This is a genomic window from Streptomyces sp. SID11385, from assembly GCF_010548245.1.
Lineage (GTDB): Bacteria > Actinomycetota > Actinomycetes > Streptomycetales > Streptomycetaceae > Streptomyces.
In genome coordinates, this window is sequence record NZ_JAAGLR010000389.1 from 1 (window position 1) to 2,795 (window position 2,795).

Genomic DNA, 2,795 nt, shown 5'->3' on the forward strand with positions numbered 1-2,795 from the left:
CCCCGGCGACCAGCGCCCCCGCGACCCGACCCCGCCCCCCTCACGCCCCCACCGGCAGCCCCAACTCCCTCGCGATCAGCATCCGCTGGACCTCGCTCGTGCCCTCCCCGATCTCCAGAATCTTCGCGTCCCGCCACATGCGCGCGACCGGGTACTCGTTCATGAAGCCGTAGCCGCCGTGCACCTGCGTCGCGTCCCGCGCGTTGTCCACGGCGATCGTCGACGAGTACAGCTTCGCGAGCGCCGCCTCCTTCTTGAACGGTTCGCCGTGCACGAGCCTGCTCGCCGCGTCCCGCCACGACAACCGCGCGGTGTGCGCCCGCAGTTCCATGTCGGCGATCTTGAACTGGAGGGCCTGGTTGGCCCCGATCGGCTTGCCGAAGGCGTGCCGCTCCTTCGCGTACGCGACCGACTCGTCGACGCAGCCCTGGGCGAGCCCCGTCGCGAGCGCGGCGATCGCTACCCGGCCCTCGTCGAGGATGCGCAGGAACTGCGCGTACCCGCGCCCGAGTTCCCCGAGCAGATTGGCCTTCGGGACCCGTACGTCCTGGAAGGACAGCTCGCGCGTGTCCGAAGCGTTCCAGCCCACCTTCGAGTACGGGGCGGCCACCGTGAAACCAGGGGTCCCCGAGGGCACGATGATCGAGGAGATGCGCGGACGCCCGTCGTCCTTGCGCCCGGTCACGGCCGTCACCGTCACCAAACCCGTGATGTCCGTACCGGAGTTGGTGATGAAGCACTTCGAGCCGTTGATGACCCACTCGTCCGTCGCCTCGTCGAGCACCGCCGTCGTGCGGGTGCCGCCCGCGTCCGAGCCCGCGCCCGGCTCGGTGAGGCCGAAGGCGCCCAGGATCTCGCCCGCGCACAGCCCCGGCAGCCACGCGCGCTTCTGCTCCTCGGTGCCGAAGAGGTGGATCGGCATGGCGCCGAGCGAGACGCCCGCCTCCAGCGTGATCGCCACCGAGGAGTCCACGCGGGCGAGTTCTTCGAGCGCGAGGCCGAGCGCGAGGTAGTCCCCGCCCATCCCCCCGTACTCCTCGGGGAACGGCAGCCCGAAGAGCCCCATGCGGCCCATCTCGCGCACGATCTCGTAGGGGAACTCGTGCCGCTCGTAGTAGTCGCCGATCTTCGGCGCGACGACGTCGTGCGCGAACTCCTCGACGGTACGCCGCAGTTGCTCGTGCTCCTCGGTAAGCCTGTGGTCCAGGGGCATGGGGGTCACTCCTCGGTACGGGTGAGCGGGGACACGCCCCGGGGTGCCGGGACGCGGGGGAGGGGAGGGCCGCCGCCGGTCGGGCGACGCGACGAATACGGGACAGGGCGAGGACGGGGGCAGGGCGAGGACGGGACGGGTACGGGGGCGGGTACGCGGCGGGGACGTGCGTGCGGGGTCAGGAACCGGCCAGTGCGCGGACCGTGCGGGACGGGGACGGGCGGCCCAAATGCCCGGCCATCCACGTACTGGTCTCCACCAGCGAGTCCAGGTCGACGCCGGTCTCGATGCCGAGGCCGCGCAGCATCCACACGAGGTCCTCGGTCGCCAGGTTCCCCGTCGCACTCCGCGCGAAGGGGCAGCCGCCGAGCCCCCCGGCTGAGGCGTCGACCGTGGTCACGCCGCAGCGCAGCGCCTCCAGGGTGTTCGCGAGCGCCTGCCCGTACGTGTCGTGGAAGTGCACGCCGAGCGTCGCGAGCGGCACGTCCGCTTCCGCGAGGGCGGTGAGCAGGGCCCGTACGTGCCCGGCCGTCGCGACGCCGATCGTGTCGCCGAGGCTCAGTTCGTCGCAGCCCATCGCTTCGAGCGCCTTCGCGACCCCGACGACCCGCTCGACCGGAACCGGGCCCTCCCACGGGTCGCCGAAGCACATCGACAGGTAGCCGCGCACGTGGGCCCCGGCCGCCTTCGCCTCCGCGACGACCGGCGCGAAGACCGCGAGCGACTCGTCCACGGTGCGGTTCAGGTTGGCCTTCGCGAAGCTCTCCGTGACGCTCGCGAAGATCGCCACGCGGTCCGCGCCGAGCGCGAGCGCACGCTCCAGGCCGCGCGCGTTCGGTACGAGGACGGGCAGCCGCACGCCCCGCTCCCGCAGGTCCGCCAGCCGCGGGAACAGCTCCTCGGCATCGGCGAGTTGGGGCACCCACTTGGGGTGCACGAAGCTCGTGGCCTCGACCGTCGTGAGCCCCGCGGCGGCCAGCCGGTGCACGAACTCCGCCTTCACACCGACGGGTACGGTGCTCTTCTCGTTCTGGAGCCCGTCGCGCGCGCCGACCTCGTGGATGCGGACACGGGAGGGGAGCCCGTCGAGCGCAACCGTCATCGGAAGTCCCGTGCTCATGGCGCCACCTCGGTCAACGGCTCGACGACGGCGAGGACTTCGTCCATCGCCACGGTGCTTCCCTGCCGCACCGCGATGCGGGTCACCGTGCCGTCGTGCGGCGCGGTGATGACGTGCTCCATCTTCATCGCCTCCACCACGAGCAGCCCGTCGCCCGCCCGGACCGAGTCGCCCTCCTGGGCCTTGACGACCGTGACCGTGCCCGGCATCGGCGCGGTGAGCGAGCCCGTGCCGCCCGCGCCCCCGGCCGCGCGCAGCGCGGCGGCGACCGGGTCGTGGTCGCGCACCTCCCACGCGTCCCCGTCGCGCCCGAGCCAGTCCCCGGCCCGTACGAAGCGGAGCCGCCGCCCCACCGCCGTGACCGTCACGGCCTCCGCGCTCACCTCGGCGTCCGCCGGCACGGTCCGCTCGACCGGCTCGTGACCGGGGACCCGCAGCGGTACGCGCAGGGGGGCCGGGGTC

General features: G+C 73.0%; 3 protein-coding genes. All 3 read right to left on the minus strand.

The window, feature by feature from the left end:
- Positions 1-40 precede the first annotated feature (40 nt).
- Positions 41-1,213, minus strand: a complete 1,173-nt coding sequence (locus tag G3I42_RS11855) for an acyl-CoA dehydrogenase family protein (protein ID WP_203606676.1) — start codon at positions 1,211-1,213, stop codon at positions 41-43.
- A 178-nt stretch (positions 1,214-1,391) separates the two neighbouring features.
- The gene (locus G3I42_RS11860) at positions 1,392-2,333 is read right to left on the minus strand and encodes a hydroxymethylglutaryl-CoA lyase (protein ID WP_164285207.1); all 942 of its coding nucleotides are present in this window, start codon (positions 2,331-2,333) and stop codon (positions 1,392-1,394) included.
- Positions 2,330-2,795 (minus strand): biotin/lipoyl-containing protein (locus G3I42_RS11865; protein WP_343244523.1); only part of this gene is annotated, 466 nt, incomplete at its 5' end. The genes G3I42_RS11865 and G3I42_RS11860, both read right to left, overlap by 4 nt.

Coding starts and splice junctions, on each gene's coding strand:
- G3I42_RS11860 (WP_164285207.1), bottom strand. CDS start 2,333: ATGAGCACGGGACTTCCGATGACGGTTGCGCTCGACGGGCTCCCCTCC.
- G3I42_RS11855 (WP_203606676.1), bottom strand. CDS start 1,213: ATGCCCCTGGACCACAGGCTTACCGAGGAGCACGAGCAACTGCGGCGT.